This window comes from Herbaspirillum sp. (assembly GCF_017744395.1).
GTDB lineage: Bacteria > Pseudomonadota > Gammaproteobacteria > Burkholderiales > Burkholderiaceae_D > Herbaspirillum.
Genome location: NZ_JAGIBI010000001.1, coordinates 653,222 through 670,703 on the forward strand (window position 1 = coordinate 653,222; position 17,482 = coordinate 670,703).

At 63.5% G+C, this 17,482-nt stretch carries 16 protein-coding genes; 6 read left to right on the forward strand and 10 right to left on the reverse strand.

Going from position 1 to position 17,482, the window contains the following annotated elements; translation table 11 throughout:
* Positions 1-67: 67 nt before the first annotated feature.
* The 3 genes from J7548_RS02970 to J7548_RS02980 all read right to left on the reverse strand — a co-directional run bounded on the left by J7548_RS02970 (position 68) and on the right by J7548_RS02980 (position 2,505).
* The gene (locus J7548_RS02970) at positions 68-271 is read right to left on the reverse strand and encodes a hypothetical protein (RefSeq protein WP_290970104.1); all 204 of its coding nucleotides are present in this window, start codon (positions 269-271) and stop codon (positions 68-70) included.
* A gap of 91 nt (positions 272-362) precedes the next feature.
* Positions 363-1,100, reverse strand: a complete 738-nt coding sequence (locus J7548_RS02975; RefSeq protein ID WP_290970106.1) for a transporter — start codon at positions 1,098-1,100, stop codon at positions 363-365.
* 472 nt (positions 1,101-1,572) lie between these two features.
* Positions 1,573-2,505: an HDOD domain-containing protein gene (locus tag J7548_RS02980; RefSeq protein ID WP_290970109.1), complete on the reverse strand. Its 933-nt coding sequence runs from the start codon at positions 2,503-2,505 to the stop codon at positions 1,573-1,575.
* A gap of 335 nt (positions 2,506-2,840) precedes the next feature.
* On the opposite strand from J7548_RS02980, the gene J7548_RS02985 reads away from it, so the two are divergent.
* Positions 2,841-3,638, forward strand: a complete 798-nt coding sequence (locus tag J7548_RS02985; RefSeq protein ID WP_290970111.1) for a transporter substrate-binding domain-containing protein — start codon at positions 2,841-2,843, stop codon at positions 3,636-3,638.
* Between the two features lie 18 nt (positions 3,639-3,656).
* On the opposite strand, the gene J7548_RS02990 is transcribed toward J7548_RS02985, so the two are convergent.
* Positions 3,657-4,952: a hypothetical protein gene (locus J7548_RS02990; protein WP_290970113.1), complete on the reverse strand. Its 1,296-nt coding sequence runs from the start codon at positions 4,950-4,952 to the stop codon at positions 3,657-3,659.
* A gap of 680 nt (positions 4,953-5,632) precedes the next feature.
* On the opposite strand from J7548_RS02990, the gene J7548_RS02995 reads away from it, so the two are divergent.
* Entirely contained in the window at positions 5,633-6,388 is a 756-nt protein-coding gene (locus tag J7548_RS02995; protein ID WP_290970116.1) for a YoaK family protein, read from the forward strand.
* A 90-nt stretch (positions 6,389-6,478) separates the two neighbouring features.
* Here J7548_RS02995 and J7548_RS03000 read toward each other — a convergent pair whose 3' ends face one another.
* The 4 genes from J7548_RS03000 to J7548_RS03015 all read right to left on the reverse strand — a co-directional run bounded on the left by J7548_RS03000 (position 6,479) and on the right by J7548_RS03015 (position 10,179).
* Positions 6,479-6,799: a KGG domain-containing protein gene (locus tag J7548_RS03000; RefSeq protein ID WP_290970119.1), complete on the reverse strand. Its 321-nt coding sequence runs from the start codon at positions 6,797-6,799 to the stop codon at positions 6,479-6,481.
* A 267-nt stretch (positions 6,800-7,066) separates the two neighbouring features.
* Complete coding sequence (locus tag J7548_RS03005) at positions 7,067-8,248, reverse strand: GGDEF domain-containing protein (protein WP_290970122.1); 1,182 nt, start codon at positions 8,246-8,248, stop codon at positions 7,067-7,069.
* Between the two features lie 153 nt (positions 8,249-8,401).
* Complete coding sequence (locus J7548_RS03010; RefSeq protein ID WP_290970124.1) at positions 8,402-9,343, reverse strand: LysR substrate-binding domain-containing protein; 942 nt, start codon at positions 9,341-9,343, stop codon at positions 8,402-8,404.
* A 65-nt stretch (positions 9,344-9,408) separates the two neighbouring features.
* On the reverse strand, positions 9,409-10,179 hold the full coding sequence (locus J7548_RS03015; RefSeq protein WP_290971592.1) for a FadR/GntR family transcriptional regulator: 771 nt from the start codon (positions 10,177-10,179) through the stop codon (positions 9,409-9,411).
* Between the two features lie 364 nt (positions 10,180-10,543).
* On the opposite strand from J7548_RS03015, the gene J7548_RS03020 reads away from it, so the two are divergent.
* The 3 genes from J7548_RS03020 to J7548_RS03030 all read left to right on the forward strand — a co-directional run bounded on the left by J7548_RS03020 (position 10,544) and on the right by J7548_RS03030 (position 14,322).
* Positions 10,544-11,977 (forward strand): aldehyde dehydrogenase family protein, encoded by a 1,434-nt coding sequence (locus tag J7548_RS03020; protein ID WP_290970126.1) that lies wholly within the window; start codon positions 10,544-10,546, stop codon positions 11,975-11,977.
* A 59-nt stretch (positions 11,978-12,036) separates the two neighbouring features.
* A complete protein-coding gene (locus tag J7548_RS03025; protein ID WP_290970128.1) occupies positions 12,037-12,795 on the forward strand; it encodes an SDR family oxidoreductase in 759 nt (252 codons plus the stop codon).
* A gap of 222 nt (positions 12,796-13,017) precedes the next feature.
* Complete coding sequence (locus J7548_RS03030; protein ID WP_290970130.1) at positions 13,018-14,322, forward strand: MFS transporter; 1,305 nt, start codon at positions 13,018-13,020, stop codon at positions 14,320-14,322.
* An 80-nt stretch (positions 14,323-14,402) separates the two neighbouring features.
* Here the strand turns inward: J7548_RS03030 and J7548_RS03035 are convergent, their stop codons facing one another.
* The gene (locus J7548_RS03035; RefSeq protein WP_290970132.1) at positions 14,403-16,073 is read right to left on the reverse strand and encodes a 2-isopropylmalate synthase; all 1,671 of its coding nucleotides are present in this window, start codon (positions 16,071-16,073) and stop codon (positions 14,403-14,405) included.
* A gap of 277 nt (positions 16,074-16,350) precedes the next feature.
* Here J7548_RS03035 and J7548_RS03040 point away from each other — a divergent pair, with 277 nt between their 5' ends.
* Positions 16,351-17,151, forward strand: coding sequence for a helix-turn-helix transcriptional regulator (locus J7548_RS03040; RefSeq protein ID WP_290970135.1), 801 nt, complete (start codon positions 16,351-16,353; stop codon positions 17,149-17,151).
* Between the two features lie 22 nt (positions 17,152-17,173).
* Here the strand turns inward: J7548_RS03040 and J7548_RS03045 are convergent, their stop codons facing one another.
* Entirely contained in the window at positions 17,174-17,458 is a 285-nt protein-coding gene (locus tag J7548_RS03045) for a hypothetical protein (protein ID WP_290970138.1), read from the reverse strand.
* Between the last annotated feature and the right edge of the window lie 24 nt (positions 17,459-17,482).

The following is a 17,482-nucleotide window of genomic DNA, read 5'->3' on the forward strand; positions in this document are numbered from 1 at the left end:
GCCGGCAAAGAAAAAGCCGGCCGCCTTGCGGCGCCGGCTTTTCATTTCAATGGAAAATCCCGGTGTTTCAGACACGGTAGATCTTTTCTCCCGTCTGGATGATCCTGAACTTCTCATTCGACAAAGGATCGAGCGCCCGCCCGTCGGCCAATTGGTAAGTGCGCTGGCCGGCGGCGGCATCGCCCGTCCCGTCCAGTTCGATTTGGTACACCTCTACGTGGTAAGGCGCGCCGGTCTTGCCTTTGGCATCGAATTTTTCCACCAGATCCATCTGTCGTCTCCTTAAGCTTGGCCCTGTGCCAGGATCAAAGATAGCAGATTTGGCGGCGCTTTCCAGCGCATTGCATGCTGCGCCGCACACATCAGAAATGCAGCGTAACGCCCAGGCCGAACTGGCGCGTGACCTCGGCCTTGTTGAGGCCGAATTTGGCGCCGACATCGAGATCGACGCTCTCGTTGGGCGACCAGATCACCCCCACCAGGCCATACGCCGGCCAGGTGCGGTTGGCGCGATCGGCATTCTGCGCCACGCCGGTGTCGGCCACCAGCCGCCACTGCTCATTGAGCGCATACCAGACGGCGGCCGAAGTGCGCCATGCCAGGCGGCGCTTGGCGGCATCGTCGCTGTCGAGCTGGTAGCGGCTGTAGTTCAGGCCGGCATTGCCGTGCAAGGTCCAGGGGCCGGTCTCATAGGAGGCGATCGCGGTCAGGCCCAGGCCGCTCCTGCCGTTGCCCAGCCCCTTGTCCACATCGCCGCTGGGCAGGAACAGTTCCGGCTTGAGGGCCAGCGCCAGCCCGTCCCGGTCGTAGTAGCGCCATTTGGCGCCGAGCGAATAGTCGCCCACGCCGCTGCCGCCAGGCGACTGGAAGGTCAGTGGGAGATTGGCGAACAGATCCAGCCTGTCGGTGACGCCATAGGTGTAGGTGAATGCCCCGGTATGCCCGGCCTGGCCCGCCTGCCGGCTCCAATCGGTATTGGTTTCGATCTGGTGGCGCCCGTCTCCCTGCACCCCGGCGTCGTCCGTCACCAGCGGGTGGGCGGCGAAGGCCGGCTTCATCATCACGCAGAGCAGCCAGGATGCGCACAGGATTTTTTTCATAAACCGCCTGTTCATAATGCGATGCGCGTAACGGGCAATTCCCGGACAGGATGCTTGCGGCTCCCCCGCGGAGCGTACTCCGCAGCCGGCAAGGCGGACGAGCCCCGATGGACTCGGCCCGTTACGTTATTTTGTTTATTGACTGCGGCAAGCGCCGCGATATCTTGGATGGATGGGAGCACGATGTCGCTGGCATCCGGCTGGCCCCATTCCGGGCCGGAGGTGGAAAAGCGCAAATGGAAGCCCGCATCACATGCGGGCCGACCGCCCAGGATTGCCGGCGGCGCCTGTATCGCAAGCCGCGGTGAAACGGCAGCCGGCATCCACATCCAAGCCGGGCGCCATACTAGCATCCCAGTATGACGGTTCAAATACAAAACCCGGGCTTGTGCGGATTTCCAACGGATTGTGAGCGGGATGTCGGAACATGCCGTCATTTCGATACATGTTGAAGTTCAGGCCCACCGCAAAATCAGTCCGGCTGCTTGGCCGCCTCCGCGAGCTCGGCGCCGATTTCCGGCAGCGCCCGGGTCGAGATGCGCAGCAAGGTACCCCAGTCGCTCCAATCCCACGACACCCTGGAACAGATGTACTCCACGCTCGACAAGGGCAGATCGAAACGCGCAGCCAGTTGCAGCAAACGAGGCAGCAGGCGGCCGCGGGTCTCGGCGTCGGCGATGCAGACATCGGCGACGCATCCCGCCAGTTCCAGTACACGCGCCAGCGCCTGCTGGCGGTCGCTTTCGTCCAGTCCCGATTCATCGGGGTTTTCATGGTGCAGGACGGCAGTGCAAAACAGCTTGGGGAAATGCCAGTCTTCCATCATCGCCGCGGCCAGCGCCAGGTGGTCGAAGCCGAATGCCGCCCGCTCCTTGTCCAGCAAGTCCTGCCCTTGCGGCTTGTCCTGCAAAATCTCGCCATAGCGCTTGGGGCGCGCCGACGCCAATCCGAGGCGGCCGATGCCGGCCAGCAGGCCGTTGGTGAACATTTCCGCCGGCGGCGCCACCTGCAGCATTTCGCCCAGGGCCTGGCCGGCGCATGCCATCGCCGTGGAACGGCCCCAGAACGCGTCGTAGTCGAACTCCTTGCAGTCGCCGCGGCGCGCCGACTCGGTCAGCGAAATCGCCAGCGCCATCTGGCGCACCGCGTGCAGGCCGATCATCAGCAGCAGCTCGACATTGACCGACGCCACCATGCGCCCCTTGTTGATGTTGGGGATGTTGGCGATCTGGATCAGGCGGCCCGCCAGCACCGGGTCGCCCTGCACTTGCGCGACCAGGTCGGGCAGCGAAATGTCTTCCTGCTGGCACATCTGCATGATGTTGAGCCGCACGCCGGACGGGGCCGGCAACACTTCCGAATCCTGCAGTTCACGAAATGTTTGAGGCTCGATATAAGTCGACATCTTTCATCGCTTTCGTTGATTGTCGGGATACAAATTCCGCTACGGCAAAACGCCGCTTCATGAGGCCTGTCGGCATCGGGCACGGAAGCTGCTTCCCCGGAAGATGCAATTTGCCGGCCGCTTACCCCACCAGCCCGAAGTTGACAGGCCCTAGGATACCGAATCCACCTGTTTTTTGCGATGCGAAATCGAAAAAATGCGTATTGACAAGCGTATGGCCAAGGATGTCCGGGGTTCGAATAAGGCGTATTATCACCCGCTGCGGCCCGTCAAAGGGCCACGGCGCAAGTCCACGAATCTTGCATTGCAGGTATAACCTCAAGGAGAACGATGCGATGAAATCCCTCAAACCGATGCTGGCAATCGCCTTCGGCCTGCTGTCCGCAACCGCTGCGCAAGTCCGCGCCGACGCCCTGGCCGATATCCAGAAGGCCGGCGTGGTGCGCATCGGCGTGCCGCAGGACTTTGCCCCCTTCGGTTCGGTCAACACCGACCTGCAGTTGCAGGGCCTGGATATCGACGTCGCCAAACTGATCGCGCAGAAGATGGGGGTGAAGGTGCAGCTGGTGCCGGTGGCCAGCGCCAACCGCATCGCCTACCTGCAGACGCACAAGGCCGACCTGGTGATCTCGACCCTGGGCAAGAATGCCGAGCGTGAAAAGGTGATCGACTTCTCGCAGCCCTATGCCCCGTACAACAACAGCGTGTTCGGCGTGGCCGGCGTCCAGGTCAGCGGCCCGGCCGACCTGGCGGGCAAGACGGTGGGCGTGGCCCGCGGCACCTTCCAGGACCTGCAACTGACCGACACCGCCCCCAAGAGCGCCACCATCAAGCGCTATGAAGACAACAACGCCATGATCTCGGCCTACGTCTCGGGCCAGGTGCAACTGGTCGGCACCGGCGACTTCGTGGCCTATGCGCTGGGCGAAAAGGCCCCCAACAACAAGCCGGTGCTGAAATACATCATCCATGAATCGGCCTGTAGCGTCGGCCTGAACAAAGGCGAAGGCGCCTTGCTGGCCAAGGTCAACGACACCATCACCGCGGCCAAGAAAAGCGGCGAACTCAACGCCATCGTCAAGAAGTGGCTGAACGTGCCGCTGCCGGAGAAAATGGCGACCACCTACCAGTGACCTGCCTGAGCCGCCCCGTCAGAACTTGGACGAGATCCCCACGCCCCACTTGCGTTCGGGATCTCCCGTATCCGGCAGCAGGCCGTTCGAATAATCCAGGCTCAGCCCCACATACTGGTTGAAATTGTAGGTCAGCACCGACTTCCAATAGTGGATGCTGCGGTTGCCGTGCAAGGCCTTCAGGCCGGTGAACGTGGTGGTGAAATCGAACGGCAGCGCCGGATTGGTCGACGCCAGCGTGAAGCCGGCCTGGGCGCCCAGGCGGATGAAGTCCTGGTGCTGGTCGTAGACCGCCGGATCGCCGCGGTTGATATAGGAACCGTTGCGGCTCTGGCCGATCAGGATCGGCTTGACGGCCAGACCATTGTTCCAGCGGATGAAATCGTTGAGGATGCCCGGCCGCACCGGCGTGAGCGTGAAGTTGACGGTTAGCAGGCGGCTGCCGTCGCTATTGTTGACCAGATAGTCCGGCCGCGCGGTCAGGTCTTCGGTGTCGGCAGAACCGGCATGGGCGAAATGGAAGGAGCTCAGCATGCCGACCTGGCTGGTGCGGGTGGTGGTGACCGCCGGCGTGCCGTCGCTGTTGTAGATCGTCGTCCGGTTCTGCTTGAAACCGACATAAGGAACGGCTTCGTAGGTGCTGCCCGCCTCGTCCATCGGGCGCTTGTCGAACGCGTAGCCGGCGTACACCACGACGTCGTTGGTGCGCGACTTCGCCACATCGTCGTTGGCCAGGTTCACGCGCGCACGCTCTACCGAGGCATAGCCGGCCTTGTTGTTGCGGTCGATGGAAAGCTGGTCGGGATTGCCGCGCACACGGATCGGATCCATCCAGGCAGGCTGCGGCGCAGGTGTGGGAGGCGCGGGAGCTGCGGACGCCGTGGCCGCGGCATGGGGCAACGGCACCTCGGCGCCGGCCTGGTGGCAAGACAAGGCCACGCCATTGTCGCCGCTGAAGAAACCCGCAGCATCGGTTCGGCCTGAAGGCTTGAAGCCGGCATCCTTGCCGTCGAGCAGGTATTGCAGGTCATCCGCCATGCGGTCGACATTGCAACTGTCGCCGCTGCAGGCGCCGCCGCCGGCCTTCTCCGCGGCCCGTTTCCTGAGCAGCCAGGAGGCCAGCGCCCGATGGGACGACAGGGGCGCCGGATTGTCGCCTGCCGAAAGATAGGCGGTGCTGACCGGATAAGCCTTGAGCAGGTAAGCCGCCAGGCTTTCCTTGTCGAGCTGGAGATCGGGGCCGCACAAAGCGCCGCCGGCATCGGCGGCATGGGAATAGGAAACGGCAACGGTTCCTGTCACGGTCAACAGCATTGCTGCTGCGAGCGAATGCAATCTGCCTTGCATTGAGATCCTCATCGTTGCGTGGACATCGGTGGTGCAATGCACTGTAACCGGCGCCTCGCAGGCCCTTGCATCGGACATCGCCAACGATGGCTGTAAGAATCAATGAGCATCCGAGGGCGCAACCGTACCAAAGCGATACGGACCGCCCCATTCAGCCGCTTCTTCCCTGTAGGTGTTTTTCTGACACGTCAATCGGACACTGTCCGATCTGTTTTTTTTCGGCGCGACGATAGTATGCATCCCAACGCACTCGAAACCGATGGACATCAACTTCCCGGCAGGAACGTCCCCCTCCGTCCGGCCATGGAAACGTCCTTCCCCTAATCGGTTTATTCCCACGAGTCGTTTCATAAGCAGAAATTCATCGGAGATTCCCCCGATCTCCGGCGTCTTATATCCCTCCCCCTCAGGCCGCCTCCCCCGGGCGGCCGTTTTTTTGCCTGGATCTGTCCCGCATGAGGCAACCGCTGCCGGCGTCGCGGGCGGGCAACGCTGCAATCCTGATTCAAGTCAGCATCCCGCAATATCTCTGCCATATCGTGCCAAGGAGAAGTATTCTTACTGTCAACAAAGGCCGATAGGCGATGGCACGGGAATATGCCAGCCCACGATACGGCCTTCCGCCCCGATATAGCGCAAAAAACCTCATGCCCATTAATTACTTGCGCCAGCTCACCAGCCCGGCGCGCACCGAATTATCAAACCGCCACCTGGGCCGCTCGCTGGCCTTCGTCGCCGGCGCCATCAATGCCGGTGGCTTCCTGGCCGTGGGCCAATATACCTCGCACATGTCGGGCATCGTCTCGGCGCTGGCCGACAACCTGGTGCTGGGCGATGTCCTGCTGCTGGTGGCCGGCGCCAGTTCCTTGCTGGCCTTCCTGGCCGGCGCGGCGACTTCGGCCATCCTGATCAACTGGGGACGGCGCCATCGCACCAACAGCGAATACGCCATGCCGTTGATGCTGGAAGCCGCCCTGCTCCTTTGCTTCGGCATCCTCGGCAGCAACCTGGAGGGACACCGGCTGCTGTTCGTGCCGGCTACCGTGGCGCTGCTGTGCTATGTGATGGGCTTGCAGAATGCAATGATCACCAAAATCTCGCGCGCCGAAATACGCACCACCCACGTGACCGGGCTGGTGACCGACATCGGCATCGAGATCGGCAAGATGTGCTATTGGGCGATGGCCTCCGGCTCCCCCGGCGAACCGCCGACGGCGGAACAGGTCTCCTCGGCGCGCCGCAAGCTGCGGCTGCTTTCCTCGCTGCTGCTGATGTTCTTCCTGGGCGGCGTGATCGGTGCGATGGGCTTCAAGGCGGTGGGCTTCCTGGCGACCATTCCGCTGGCGGCTTCATTATTCCTGCTGGCCCTGGTGCCACTGCTCGATGACCTGGTGCAGCACTGAAAAGCGCGCCTGCCGGCTTTCCGCCAGGCGCGCCTTCCATAAAAAAAGGCGCTGCTGCGCCTTTTATTTTTCCAAACTGTCGAAAGCCCCTCAGCCTTGCTGCGGCGGATTGCTGTCCGACTGCTGCGGCTGCAATGCTTGCGGCGTGCTTTGGAGCATTTGCGGGGAGGAGGCTGCCATGCCGCCGCCGGCCGGCTCGGCAACGGACTCGGCATTGGCCCGGGCGTTCTTGCGGCCATGGCTGTTCAGGCCGCCCTTGCGGCCCGCTTCGCGCGCCTCGGCCGAGGTGAACTCGTGGGCAGCGCCTTTGGCATGGGCCGCCTTGCCGCCCATGCTGGCGATCTCGCGCTGCTTGCTCGGATCCATCGCCGCAAAACCACGGCTGTTGCCAGGGGTTTGTACATTTGCCATATCTGACTCCTTTATCTGGAATGGTCGGAAGTGAAGTGGATGGTAAACGGCAGGCAACCGGATACCATCGACGGCGCAAACCGCCTGTCCACGTCTGCAGTGTAGAAAGCATCCACAGCAGCCACTATCAGAAGAGTTCATCAGCCCATGTAGGCATTGGCTGTAGGAAATGAAGGAATACGTGAAGATGAGCTTACCGATTGTTATCGGTGCGGCCGATATCGGGGGAAAAGCTTATCGCCCGCCCCATCCATGGCATGCCCGGCATCAAGCCGCCTGCGCCATGCGGAAGGCATTGCGCCCTTCGCTCTTGGCCCGGTACAAGGCGATATCGGCACGGTTCACCAGCTCATCCCAATTCTGGACCTGCCCCGGCTGCAACACCACCAATCCGGCGCTGATGGTGACGGTCTGGCCATGGTCGAAAGCATGCTCGCGCACGGCAGCGACCAGGCGCTCGCCGATACGGTCGGCTTCGAGCTGGGTCAGGCCCGGAAATACCGCACAGAACTCTTCCCCGCCATAACGGCCGAGCAAGTCGCTTTCGCGGCAATGTTCGCGCAGGACGGCGGCGATGCCGGCCAACACCCGGTCGCCCACCTGGTGGCCGAAGCGGTCGTTGATCTGCTTGAAATGGTCGACGTCGATGAACGCCAGCGTCAGGCTATGCCCCCTGGCGAGCGCATCGTGCAGCATCTGCTCGCCGCAGCGCACCAGTTCACGCCGGTTGAGAGTGTGGGTCAGTTCATCCTCGGTGGCCAGGCGCTGCTTGTCGGCGACCAGCCGCTCGAAGTACAGCATCAGCAGCGCCGCCGAGAACAGCAGGCTGCCGCCCAGCGGGATCAGGTAGATCAAGGCGACGCCGAGATCGCTCATCCGCGGCGGCTCGAAAAGTTCGGGATGGGACGGGGCAAGCGCCAGGCGCGCGATATAGGCCGCGCTCAATAACGTCACCGACGCGAAACCGATCCAGCGCCCGAACGACCAGCGCGCATAGCGGCCGGCCTGCGGGCCGGACAAGCCCATCCTGAACTCGAACAGCACCAGGAAAAACACCAGTTGCATGGCGCCGATCGCCAGGTAACTGCGCTGCGTGAAGCTGGCCTCCAATGCCAGCAAGGCGCTGAACGATACGGCGTAAGCCGCGATGAACAGCCACGGCCACCAGCGTGCGGGGCGCTGGTAGAAGCAGCGCAAGCCGCTCCATGCCGCGATGCTGGACGCAAACAGGCTGGTATTGCCCAGCATCAGGCCGATGGGACGCCAGCTGCCGCCTCCACCGGCATAGATCGGTACGATCAGGCAAATGGCGAGCGCCGCCAGAGCGCCGGACAACGCCCAGTAGCGCGTGCAGCGTTCGGTCGGCGTGCTCAGGAACACCCCTGCCATGATCAGGCCGCTGCAAAACTGCACGATCGCCAGGGCAATGCTGGCCGTGAATGGATTCATCCGTTATACGTTCGCCTTGGGCGGCGGAAAAATATGAAGAACATTCCTGCCATATCGACACAGCAATCGCTGCGGATATCGGCGAAACGAACCGCAGTGTACCCGATTGGCATGTCGATTTACCAACACGCGCCGCGCGGCAAGTTGCCGGCGCTATTCCCGTTTGAGCAGTTCGGTATGTCCCCATTTGCCGGAACGGCAGAGTTCATCGGTCACATCCAGCACCAGTTGCTCGACGGCGGCTGCCGCATTGGTCAAGGGGATATTCTTGGAGGCGCACAATGCCAGCGTGCGCGAGATCCTTTCCCCGGCGATCGGATGCGCCACCATCTCGCCGCGTTCGATGTCCGCCAGCAGCGGCGCCACCGGCAGGATGGTAGCGCCGATATCGGCCAGGATGGCCGACTTCAGGATCGCCACCGAGTTGATCTCGATCACGTTCTCCAGCGCCATGCCGTTGGCGCGCACCAGGCTTTCGATGCGCGGCCGCACGCCGTGCGCCAGTCCCGGCAGGATCAGCGGCGCCTCGATCGCCTTGGCCAGCGGCACGCCCTTGCGGCCCGAAGCGCCGTAGCGCGACTTGGCGCGGGTGATGTACATCATCTCTTCCTCGATCATCGGCGTGGCGGCGAAGGAGGATAGCTGGCCATCGTCGAACAGCACCGCCAGGTTGATGCGGCCCGATTTCAACTGGGTGATCAGGTTGCCGGTCAATTCCTCGGTCAGTTGCAGCGTGATCTCGGGATAAGTGGAACGTACCGCATTCAACAGCGGCAGCGCCAGCGCGTTGGAAACGCTTTGCGGAATCCCCAGCGCTACCGTGCCAGATGGCTTGTCGGTCGATTGCGCCACGGCTTGCTTGGCGTCCTGCACCTGTTTCAGGATCGCCAGCGCATGTTCGTAGAACACCTTGCCGGCATCGGTGGCGATCACGCCCTGGGCCGAGCGGTGCAGCAACTGGGCCGCCATCTCGTCTTCCAGTTGGCGGATCTGCTGGGTCAGGGCCGGCTGCGCGATGTGCAGCACGCGCGCGGCGCGCGAGAGCGAACCATGGTCGACGATGGCGACGAAATAGCGCAGTTGGCGTAATTCCATGAAGTTATTCTTAAGTTCTTAACTTGTTAATTCAATTGACAGCGCAATTGAGCGCGGACCGGCGTTCACAAACCCGGCCGGCTGTTGAACATGCGCGTGCGGGCATTCTCGATATGGCCGCGCATGGCGCGCCGGGCGCCTTCGGCATCCTGTTCGCGGATCAGGTTGAAGATATGGCGGTGCTCGTCCATCGCATCCTGCGAGCGCTTCCATGGCGGGATGTGCATCAGGTGACGCAGCATGTTGACGGCATGGCTGACGTCGTATTCCAGCGTCTTCATCACCTGCACGAAACGCATGTTGGCAGTGGCTGCGGCGATCGCCTCGTGGAAGCCGAAGTCGAAATGGTGGGCGATGCCGCCCACGGCATTGGCTTGTTCGAAGCCTTCCAGCAGGCGCTCCATCTTGTCCAGGTCTTGCGCGTTGCGGCGCAATGCGGCCAGGTAGGCGCATTCCGGCTCGATCACCAGGCGCAGCTCCAGCCCGTTCATGATGTGGCCGATGCGGGTCTCCGGTTCGACGTCCTGCGGCGTGGCCGCCAGGCCCGGCTTTTCCTTCACATAGGTGCCGGAGCCGCGGATCGATTCGACCAGTTGGTCTTCGCGCAGGCGGTCCAGCGCCTGCCGCACTACCGGGCGCGAGACGTCGAACAGCGCCGCCAGGTCGTTTTCCGCCGGCAGCTTGCTGCCGACCGCGATGCGGCCCTCGACGATGGCGTGGAACAGCGTCTCGTAGATGCGCTCGGCGAAGCGTTCCGGGCGTACCGGGCCGAGGCCGGCCGCGGCCAGCGTCAGGATTTCCGGCGATCCGCCGGCCGGACGCGCCACGTTCTTCAAATTGACAACTTTGGCCGATGCCTCGCCGCTTGCTGCATCGGGGCGCTCTGGGCGGTGCGGCTGGCTGGACTTCGGCATATCGTCTCCCACTTTGTCTGTCGCATGATGCGCATGGTAGCGGATTTGCCGTGGACGGAGATAGCTTTTGCCGAAGAGGGCCGGCATCAAATAAGTAAAATAAATTGACAGCTTTGGGCGCCTGCCTTAGATTTAGCATCCATAAACCGCGCCGCCATCGCCAAGCATTGCAGCGGACGCCATAGAACGACAGGAGACCACGCCCCTCAGGCCCGCGCATGCCTGCCCTGCCGTTTCGCTTTGCCCCAGAACCCGCACCGGACTCAACCGAAAGGACGCATCGCCCATGAAACAGCACTTCATCGACAACCGCTGGGTCGCCCCCGCTTCCGGCGAAAGCATTCCCGTCGTCGATCCCTCCGACGGCCAGGTCTTCGAAGCCATCGCGCGCGGCAACGAGGCCGACATCGACCGCGCCGTCAAGGCCGCGCGCCGCGCCTACGAAGGCGCCTGGGGCAAGCTCTCGGCCGCCGAGCGCGGACGCCTGCTGATGAAGTTGTCGCTCAAGCTGCAGGAGCACCAGGAAGAATTGGCCCAACTGGAAGGCCGCGATTGCGGCAAGCCGATGAAGCAGGCGCGCGCCGACGCGGCCGCCATCGTGCGCTATTTCGAGTTCTACGCCGGCGCCGCCGACAAGCTGCATGGCGACACCATCCCCTACCAGGCTGGCTACACCGTGCTGACCCTGCGCGAGCCGCATGGCGTGACCGCGCACATCGTGCCTTGGAACTATCCGATGCAGATCTTCGGCCGCTGCGTGGGCGGCGCGCTGGCCGCGGGCAACACTTGCGTGGTCAAGCCGGCGGAAGATGCCTGCCTGTCGATCCTGCGCGTGGCCGAGCTGGCAGCCGAGGTCGGCTTCCCTGAAGGCGCGCTCAACATCGTCACCGGCTACGGCCATGAAGCCGGCGACATGCTGGTCAAGCACCCCGGCATCGACCACGTTTCCTTCACCGGCTCGCCCAACATCGGCAAGGTGGTGGTGCGCGCCGCCGCTGAACACCACACGCCGGTCACGCTGGAACTGGGCGGCAAGTCGCCGCAGGTGGTGTTCGACGACGCCGATTTCGACGCCATGCTGCCGGTGGTGGTCAACGCCATCGTGCAAAACGCCGGCCAGACCTGCTCCGCCGGCAGCCGTCTGCTGGTGCAGCGCGGCGCTTATGAAAAAGTGCTGGATCGCCTGGGCGAACTGTTTTCCAAGCTGCGCGTGGGTTCCTCGCAGATGGACCTGGATTGCGGCCCGCTGATCCGCAAGACGCAGCAGGAGCGCGTGGCCGGCTTCCTGGCCGACGCCCGCCGCGACCGGATCGCCATCGTCGCCCAGGGCAGCGTCGATCCCGCCGCGCCCGCTTCCGGCTTCTACCAGGCGCCGACGCTGCTGCGCGACGTGCCGCCGCAGCACCGCCTGGCGCAAGAGGAAGTGTTCGGTCCGGTATTGTCGGCGATGGCGTTCGAGGATGAGGCCGAGGCCGTCCGCCTGGCCAACGGCACCGACTACGGCCTGGTGGCCAGCGTCTGGACCAACGACGGCGCGCGCCAGATGCGCATGGCGCGCGCGATCCGCAGCGGCCAGGTGTTCATCAACAACTACGGCGCCGGCGGCGGCGTCGAGCTGCCTTTCGGCGGCGTCAAGGCCAGCGGCCACGGGCGCGAGAAAGGCTTCGAGGCCCTGTACGGCTTCACCGTCCTGAAAACCATCGCGATCCGCCACGGTTGATGCCGCGGCCGATGCGCGAGTCACTCATCATTGAACAGAATCACCAACAAGGAGACAACATGCGTTTGCAAGACAAAGTGGCCATCGTGACCGGCGGCGGTTCCGGATTCGGCGAAGGCATCGCCAAGACCTATGCGCGCGAAGGCGCATCCGTGGTGGTGGCCGACATCGGCGAGGCCGGCGGCCTGCGCGTGGTGGAAGAAATCAGGCAGGCTGGCGGCCGCGCGGTGTTCGTCAAGGCCGACGTGTCGAAGGCGGCCGACATGGACCGCCTGCTGGCGGCGGCGCTGGAGCACTACGGCGCCATGCACATCATGGTCAACAATGCCGGCACCACGCACCGCAACCGCCCCATGCTGGAGGTGGACGAGGCCGAGTTCGACAAGGTCTACGCGGTCAACGTCAAGAGCATCTTCCTGTCGGCCAAGACCTTCGTGCCGCATTTCCGCAAGGTCGGCGGCGGCGTGTTCATCAACATCGCCTCCACCGCCGGCATCCGCCCGCGTCCGGGCCTGACCTGGTACAACGGCAGCAAGGGCGCGGTCATCACCACCAGCAAGTCGATGGCCGCCGAACTGGGCCCGGACAACATCCGCGTGAACTGCGTCAACCCGGTGATCTCGGCCACCGGCCTGCTGGCGGAATTCATGGGCGTGCCCGACACTCCGGAAAACCGCAAGAAGTTCGTCGCCACGATCCCGATGGGTCGCTTCTCGACCCCGCAGGACATCGCCAACGCCTGCCTCTACCTGGGTTCGGACGAGGCTGAGTTCGTCACCGGCGTATGCATCGAGGTGGATGGCGGCCGCTGCGTCTGAAACCCGGCGGCGGTGACGGCTTGATGTGATTGACAAGCGCGCCGCCGCCACTACAATGCAGGGCACCCGCCAACCGATGCGGCGCGGAAAGGATTCCCGCGCATCGATAACGACAGCAGGCAAAAACCGGATGCGGCACCACGCAAGCCATACTGCCGGATGTGGCCTTGCGGCGCAGACAGAGAAATATAAGAATTCCGCGCACACTTTTGGGAGTGAGACATGACCTACAACGCAGGCCTGACCGCCTCGCCCGGCAACACCTTTGAGAACGCCACCTACGCCAAGGTGACCTGGCGGCTGCTGCCCCTGCTGTTCCTGTGCTACGTGGCCTCTTACCTGGACCGCGTCAACGTCGGCTTCGCCAAGCTGCAGATGCTGTCCGACCTGAAGTTCAGCGAAACCGTCTACGGCCTGGGCGCCGGCATCTTCTTCATCGGCTACTTCATCTTCGAAGTCCCCAGCAACATGATCCTGCACAAGGTGGGCGCCCGTTTGTGGATCGCCCGCATCATGATCACCTGGGGCATCATCTCGGGCGCGATGGCGTATGTCACCACCCCGGAAATGTTTTACGTCATGCGCTTCCTGCTGGGCCTGGCTGAAGCGGGCTTCTTCCCCGGCGTGATCCTGTACCTGACCTACTGGTACCCGGCCGAGCGCCGCGGCAAGATCACCGCGTTGTTCATGACCGGCATCGCCCTCTCGGGCGTGGTCGGCGGCCCGCTGTCAGGCTGGATCATGCACGCCATGCCGGGCATCTGGGGCCATAGCGGCTGGCAGTGGATGTTCATCCTGGAAGCCATTCCCTCGCTGATCCTGGGCGTGATGGTGATCGCCTACATGAAGGATCGCATCAGCGACGCCGATTGGCTGACCAAAGAGGAAAAGTCCCTGCTGGAAGCCAACATCGGCAAGGAAGACAGCCAGAAGGAACACCTCTCGCTGTCGGCCATGTTCTCCCACGGCCGCGTCTGGCTGGGCGCGCTGATCTACTTCTGCTTCGTGATGGGCCTGTATGGCGTGAGCTTCTGGCTGCCGACCATCATCAAGACCACCGGCGTCACCGACCCGTTCAACGTCGGCATGCTGACGGCGATCCCCTACGCCTTTGCCGCCGTCTCGATGGTGCTGATCGGCCGCAGCGCCGATGCCCGCCGCGAACGCCGCTGGCACGTCGCCATCCCGGCCTTCCTGGGCTGCGTCGGCCTGCTGCTGTCGACCGTGTATGACCACAACACTGTGCTGGCGATGGCCTCGCTGACGCTGGCCAGCATGGGCATCCTGACCACCCTGCCGCTGTTCTGGAGCCTGCCGACGGCCTTCCTGTCGGGCACCGCCGCGGCCGCCGGCATCGCGCTGATCAACTCGCTGGGCAACCTGGCCGGCTTCGTCAGCCCGTTCCTGGTGGGCTGGCTCAAGGACACTACCCAGAGCACCAATGCCGGCATGTACGTGCTGGCGGCCTCGCTGGTACTCGGCGGTTTGCTGACGCTGACCTTGCCGGCCAAGCTGGTGAACAAGTAATACGCTGTACTGTCGCGGCACACGTGAAAACGGCGGCTCTTTCGGGAGCCGCCGTTTTTTCATTTCACCGTTGATTGCGCCTATACGGCCGCCTCCGCAGAGAATCGGGCCGCCGCGCTCAGTACCGCCAGAACCGACGCGGTAACGATGTTCGCATGCCGGCCCACGCCAAAGCGGGAGCCGGGAACACCGGGCATGGCCGCTTCTACGATGGCCAGCGCCGCCGCGTCGGATCCCGCGCCCAGGCTGCGCTCTTCATAGCTGTCGATGCGCAGCGGCAGGCCCAGCGCCGCCACCGTGGCGGCGATCGGACCGTTGCCAGTCCCTTCGCAGGTCTTGACCTTGCCATCCGCCTGCGCCAGCTCCAGTGCGATACCTTGCCCGTCGGCGTGCTCGAACAGGCGGTGGCTGCGATAAATGACGCCTGGCAGCTCCCGCGCCGGGACAAGGTAGGTGCGCTCGAACGCGTCCCAGATTTGCTCGCTGCTCAGTTCCGTTTCGCTGGCGTCGGCCAGCGCCTGAACGATGGCGCTGAACTCCACCTGCATGCGGCGCGGCATGACGATGCCATGGTCGCGCTGCAGCAAAAACGCAATGCCGCCCTTGCCCGACTGGCTGTTGACGCGCACGATGCTGTCGTAGGTACGGCCCAGATCCTTCGGGTCGATCGGGAGGTAAGGCACGCGCCAGGGCGCATCGGCCTTTTGCGCGGCGAAGCCCTTGGCGATGGCATCCTGGTGTGAGCCGGAGAACGCCGTGAAGACGAGATCGCCCACATACGGGTGGCGCGGGTGAATGGGCAGTGCGGTACATTCCTCGGCCACGCGCGCCACCGCCGCGATGTCGGAGAAATCCAGCCCCGGCGCGATGCCCTGGGTGTACAGGTTCAGCGCCAGCGTCACCACATCGACGTTGCCGCTGCGCTCGCCATTGCCAAACAGGCAGCCTTCGACCCGCTGCGCGCCGGCCAGCATGGCTTGCTCGGCGCAGGCCACGCCGGTGCCCCGGTCGTTATGCGGATGCACAGACAGCACAATGTGTTCGCGCCGCTCCAGCCGCCGGTCCATCCATTCGATCTGGTCGGCGAAAACGTTGGGCGTGGAGACTTCGACCGTGGTCGGCAGGTTGATGATCATCGTCCGCCGCGGCCCGGCATCCCAGGCGCGGATGGCGGCGTTGCACACGGCCAGCGAGACCTCCAGCTCGGCCATGCAGAACGTCTCGGGCGAGTATTGCAAGACCCATTCGGTTTCCGGGTGGGCCGCCGTCAGCCGCTTAAAGAGCGCGATATGGCGCTCAACCATCTCGATGATCTGCGGCACGCTCATGCCGAATACGATCTCGCGCCAGGCCGGCGCGATGGCGTTATAAAAATGCACGATCACGCGCCGCGCGCCGGCCACGCTGCGCACGGTTTCGGCGATCAGGTCATCGCGCAATTGCGTCATGACCATGGGCGTGACGTCTTCTGGAATCAGATCCGCGTCGATGAGGTGGCGCACGATCTCGAAATCGGTGCGCGAGGCGGCGGGAAAGCCCACTTCGATTTCCTTGAAACCGATGCGCACCAGTTCATGGAACAAGCGCAGCTTGCGCTCGCGGTTCATCGGCTCGAACAGCGCCTGGTTGCCGTCGCGCAAGTCGGTGGACAGCCAGGTAGGGGCTTGCATCAGGATGCGCGACGGCCATTGGCGGTCGGCGAGATTGACCGGGGAAACGGGGCGGTATTTCTGGGAAGGATCGGTCAGCATGAAAAACTCCAAGGGGATCGTTGACACCCGATTCCCCTAGCCTGCAACAAGCTGACGATGGTCGGGGTCAGGGGAAATCAGGGTGGGTCATGGCGCGAACGAACGCGCGCAGACCCCGACCGGGAACCAGTGGTAGTAGCCGTTGCGAAAGACCGAATGCGGACATGAGTGGAATGAATCCGGAAGATTGATTGAAGAGAAATATTAGGCTTGCGCGCATAGTCCATCTACATAAAAATAGACAAATTCTTTATTGATTTGGACAAATTGCACCGGCATGGGCTTTTTCTCCCCCGAAGACGGCAGCCATGCGCTCGACCTGAGCGCCCGGGAAGCCTCTGGCTTACCGATATTCGGTGTCGCCGTGCGCTACCCCGCGGGCCATATCGTGCCCATGCACGAGCATCCGCACGGCCATCTGATCTACGCGGATCGCGGCTTGCTGCGCGTGGAGGCTGAAAGCGGCCAGTGGCTGGTGCCGCCCACTGCCGCGGTCTGGCTGCGGCCGGGCGTGGCGCACCGGCTGGTCGTGCCGGTGGCGCTGCAAGCGCATGGGCTGTTCGCACGCGAGGATGTCTGTGCCCGCCTGCCCGCGACCGATTGCGTCGTCCATGTATCCGGGCTGCTGCGCGAGTTGATCGTGGCGCTGACCCGGACCGACGACCCCGCCGCATCTCCTGAACGCATGCGTTTGCTAGGCGCCCTGTTGGCCGAGGAACTGCACGCCCAACCCGCTCTTCCCCTGCATCTGCCGTGGCCGGCCGCTGATGATCCGATATGCCGCGTTTGCCAGGCGCTACTAAACAACCCGGGAAATGCCGCCACCGCCGCCGAGTGGGCCGGAAGGCTGGCGCTGGGCGAAAAAACCTTCCACCGGCGCTTTCTCCAGTCGACCGGCATCAGCTTCGGTAAATGGCGCCAGCAACTGCGGCTGATGTCGTCGCTTACCCTGCTCATGCAAGGAATGCCGATCACGCAGGTGGCGCTGGCGAGTGGCTACGACAGCCACAGCGCCTACACCACGGCATTCAGCAAGCAATTCGGGCAACCGCCTTCCGCATTTGCCGCGAACAGATAAGAATCCGTTCAAAGGCCTTTTTTCATGGATTTTTCCGTATTTCCTGCGGCGCCAGCAATTGGCGCATGGCCAGCCGCACGGCGTCGGCGTGGGTGGCTTGCGGATGCAGGCGTTTCTGTTCCCTGATCAACTGGTCGACATGGGCGCGGTCGCCGTGGCATAGCTCGGTCATGCGCGCCGTCAGTTCGAGATAGCCCTCGGGGTCGTGCAGTTGCTGCCCGCTGCGTTCCACATGCCTCAGCCAGATTCGATCCGCGGCGTAGACGGCGAGCACGCCGACAGCAAGAAACAGCAACCAGTCGAGCATGATGGGCACTCCGGCAAAAGATGC